The 3,682-nt window shown below is 33.1% G+C and carries 5 protein-coding genes; 4 read left to right on the top strand and 1 reads right to left on the bottom strand.

Features of this window, described 5'->3' with window-relative positions; genetic code table 11:
• Positions 1–430 precede the first annotated feature (430 nt).
• On the bottom strand, positions 431–817 hold the full coding sequence (locus ACKI32_RS07955; RefSeq protein ID WP_407415218.1) for a winged helix-turn-helix transcriptional regulator: 387 nt from the start codon (positions 815–817) through the stop codon (positions 431–433).
• 150 nt (positions 818–967) lie between these two features.
• Between ACKI32_RS07955 and ACKI32_RS07950 the strand changes: the two genes are divergently transcribed.
• From ACKI32_RS07950 to ACKI32_RS07935, 4 genes are all read left to right on the top strand, one after another.
• The gene (locus ACKI32_RS07950) at positions 968–1,162 is read left to right on the top strand and encodes a hypothetical protein (protein ID WP_405310298.1); all 195 of its coding nucleotides are present in this window, start codon (positions 968–970) and stop codon (positions 1,160–1,162) included.
• A 60-nt stretch (positions 1,163–1,222) separates the two neighbouring features.
• Positions 1,223–2,251 (top strand): radical SAM/SPASM domain protein, ACGX system, encoded by a 1,029-nt coding sequence (acgM, locus tag ACKI32_RS07945; protein WP_407415215.1) that lies wholly within the window; start codon positions 1,223–1,225, stop codon positions 2,249–2,251.
• Positions 2,248–3,216 carry a zinc-binding dehydrogenase gene (locus ACKI32_RS07940; protein ID WP_407415213.1) on the top strand — a complete coding sequence of 323 codons (969 nt, stop codon included), beginning with the start codon at positions 2,248–2,250 and terminating at the stop codon, positions 3,214–3,216. Before acgM ends, ACKI32_RS07940 begins: the two co-directional genes overlap by 4 nt.
• Before the next feature lie 5 nt (positions 3,217–3,221).
• Positions 3,222–3,682 (top strand): pyridoxamine 5'-phosphate oxidase family protein (locus ACKI32_RS07935; RefSeq protein ID WP_407415211.1); only part of this gene is annotated, 461 nt, incomplete at its 3' end.

Genomic DNA, 3,682 nt, shown 5'->3' with positions numbered 1-3,682 from the left:
ACCGCTTGGCCTCCGACTTTATTTACTACTTAGCACATTTTTAAAACAATCATGCTATTGAAATCATGTCGTGTTTCTAATATAAAAGAATAAAAAATATATATGTTTCTTAGTTTTATATTATAATTTGAGAGCTAAAAGTAGTAAATATTTTGTATAGTATACGGGCAAAATCCTTTTTAAATGATTTATGATCTTTATAATATCTATTAAACTTTAATATTTCTTTCAGCATATGATAACTTGGCATCGGTTATTAAATAGGTTAATAAATTATTATTCATTCTTATTTTCATAAAAAGAGTTTTTTAATTAATTATTTTTTAAGGCTGTTTTGGCTGTTTTTAGGTAGGGGCTTATATTTTGTATAGTGTTGGTATAATATTAACTTTATATGGATTGGTTAATGGCAATGAATATGTTCCATTACCTAATTGTTTATCAATGTATTTTTGAATATGTTCTCTAATTCGATTTTAGTTTCATCATCATAGAATTCATTGCCCAAATCAGTAGTTAATGTAAACATTGCGAGTTCATAAATTACCTTATTAAGTTTTTTTCCTTTATCAGTTAATGTGTATTCAATACTTTGGTTATTTTTATCGCTGTTTCTAGTGATAAGTCCGTTTTCTTCCATTTCTTTTAGACAATTGCTTAAAACTTTATTGGATAGATTAGGTTTTCCATCTTTAAATTCATTGAAACGTTTTTTTCCAAAAAACATATCTCTTAATATTTGAATAACCCATTTTCTGCTGATCAATTCCATGGCAAGTTCCATTGGGCATTTTCCTGCTTTTTTATCATTATTCATGTAATGTCTCCTAAAACTGTTATAATATTTGTTAATCAATATTAATTAGTTTTAAGTAACCTGGAAGTAACTTTATTCTTTTTATATCTGTTGAAATATATTATGATTAAATAAAAGTTTGACTTTTATTAAAATTTAAGGAGATAAATTATGAAATTTAATGCATGGAATGATAATGAGAAATTTTTCTCATCAAAAATCGCACAAAATGTAATTTCTACCGCTTGTGGTTCTGACATTAACACTGCTTGTGGCAGTGATGTGACTGCTTCTGCTTGTGGTTCTGATATTAACACTGCATGCGGATCAGATATCACCACTGCTTGTGGTTCAGACAGATTTTAAGATTGTTTCAATCTTAAATCTTTTATTTTTTTATTATACTATTTTTTGGAGTTGTTTTTTATGGCCGATTTTTTTGCATTTCAATGGCACATCCTTGACGACTGCGATCAGCGATGCAAACATTGCTATATTTTTTCAGAGGAAAACGACAAGGAATTAATAACAATGAAGTATGAGGATATGAAAATTGTTTTGGATAATTGCTTAAAATTCTGCCGGAAAACAAACAGGACACCATATTTCAGCATTACTGGAGGTGATCCGATTCTCCATCCCGACTTTTGGCAATTGCTTGAAATGTTGCACGAAAAGGAGATTCATTATTCAATACTGGGAAACCCTTTCCACATTACAGATGAAGTTGCAAAAAGACTTAAAAGCTTAAGCTGCAGACAATATCAACTGTCTTTGGACGGTCTAAGGGACACCCATGACTATTTTAGAAAACCCGGTTCGTTTGACATTACATTGGATAAAATCAAAACCCTGCAGGATGCGGGAGTCAGGGCCAGCATCATGACCACAGTTTCCAAGACAAACATTGATGAGATTCCTGATTTGATTGATGTTGTTGTTGAAAATAATGCAGGGTTATTCAGTTTTGCAAGATATTGTCCGACAAGCCTTGAAAAGGCGACACAAATGACTCCTGAAGAATATAGGAACCTTTTGGAAAAGGTATGGAAAAAATACAATGAATATAAAGACAGCAAAACATTTTTTACACTAAAGGATCATCTATGGACATTATTCTTATATGAAAAAGGGTTATATGAGATTCCGGAAAATTTGAATGATGATGTTGTCTATGACGGATGCAATTGTGGAAACAGTCATTTGACAATTTTACCGTCAGGTGATGTCTTTGCATGTCGCAGAATGGACAGCAAGGTTGGAAATGCCTTAAATGAATCAGTATATGATATTTTCATGGGTGATGATATGGACGAATACAGACAATTTGAGAAATTTGAAAAATGCAGCAGATGCGAATTGCTGAGATTTTGCAGAGGGTGTCCTGCTGTAAGCTACGGAACAACCCATGATATGTATTCGCCAGATCCTCAATGCTGGAAAGAGGTGTTATGATGAAAGCAGTTGTTTTGGAGAAAACTTGTAATGCGGATGAGCTGGAAGTTAGCGAAGTTGAAATTCCTAAAGTTAAGGATGGTTGGGTTTTAGTTAAGGTTCTAGGCTTTGGAATTAATAGGGCTGAAGTAATTTTAAGGGATTATGAAGCTGATGAGGATTATATTGAATTGCCTGTAATTCCAGGTATTGAATGCGTTGGTGAAGTAGTTGACTCATCAAATACTCGATTTAAAAACGGTGATAGGATAGCTGCACTTATGGGTGGAATGGGAAGAAGCTTTGATGGGGGATATGCCGAATATGCTTTGCTTCCTGAAAAAATTGTCTTTAAAATTGATAAAGAGGTTTTTGACAAATTGGCATTGGAGGAAATAATAGCAATTCCTGAAACTTATTTCACTGCCTACGGGTCTTTAATGTCACTTAATCTTATAAAGGAGGATACTCTATTAATCAGAGGAGCAACATCTGCACTGGGACTTTCTGCAATTCAGCTTGCAAAACAAATGGGATGTGAAATATTTGCAACGTCCAGAAGCGAGGAGCGATTTGACATATTAAAGTCAAATGGTGCTGATGAGTGTTTTGCTGATGATGGTTGTTTGGCTGAAAGATTAAAATGTGATAAAGTATTGGAACTGATTGGTCCTAAAACTCTTGAAGATTCAATGAAATGCCTTAACAGTGGAGGAATATGCTGTGTTACAGGTGTTTTGGGGGGTATTGAGTATATGGATGAATTCGATCCAATCAAGATTATTCCAAATGGCTGTTACCTCACTTCTTTTTTCAGCAATTATCCGACACAGGAGATAATGGACAGTCTATTTGATTTCATTGTTGAAAATAACATTAAACCTGAAATTTCAAGGGTATTCTATAATTTGGAAGATATTGGAAAGGCACATGCTTTGATGGAGTCAAACATGGCTCAGGGAAAGATTATATTTAAATTGGAGTAGTTTATATGGTTACTAAAGAAGAATGTTTTAAACAGTTGAGGGAAGTGATTGATGCAGTTTTGTCCACTGTTGATGATAATGGCAATCCTCAGTCAAGAATTATTGATATAATGCATATTGAAGATGATAGGATATATTTTTTAACCGGTCGTGGAAAGCATGTCTATTCAGAAATCATGAATCATCCCAAAGTCAGTTATCTAAGCTTGAAGGACAATAAATCCATCAGAATTAGCGGTGAAGCCCATAAATTAGACGATCAAAAATATTGGATAGATTTGATATTTGAAAACAATCCATTCATGAATAACGTTTATCCAGGAAATGCAAGATATATTCTTGAGCCTTTTTGCATTGAGGATTATGAGATGGAATTCTTTGATTTGACACAAAAGCCGATTTTCAGACAATCCTTCAAATTCGGTGATGCTGAAATAACAGTTAAGGGATTTGAGATAACTGATGA

Origin of the sequence: Methanobrevibacter sp. (assembly GCF_045611865.1) — an archaeon.
Classification (GTDB): domain Archaea; phylum Methanobacteriota; class Methanobacteria; order Methanobacteriales; family Methanobacteriaceae; genus Methanocatella.
This window is presented reverse-complemented; position numbering and strand designations above follow the sequence as displayed.

What these genes read in the sequence shown, in the direction of transcription:
- ACKI32_RS07955 (WP_407415218.1), bottom strand. Translation starts at nt 817, where the DNA reads ATGAATAATGATAAAAAAGCAGGAAAATGCCCAATGGAACTTGCCATG.
- ACKI32_RS07940 (WP_407415213.1), top strand. Translation starts at nt 2,248, where the DNA reads ATGATGAAAGCAGTTGTTTTGGAGAAAACTTGTAATGCGGATGAGCTG.
- ACKI32_RS07950 (WP_405310298.1), top strand. Translation starts at nt 968, where the DNA reads ATGAAATTTAATGCATGGAATGATAATGAGAAATTTTTCTCATCAAAA.
- acgM (WP_407415215.1), top strand. Translation starts at nt 1,223, where the DNA reads ATGGCCGATTTTTTTGCATTTCAATGGCACATCCTTGACGACTGCGAT.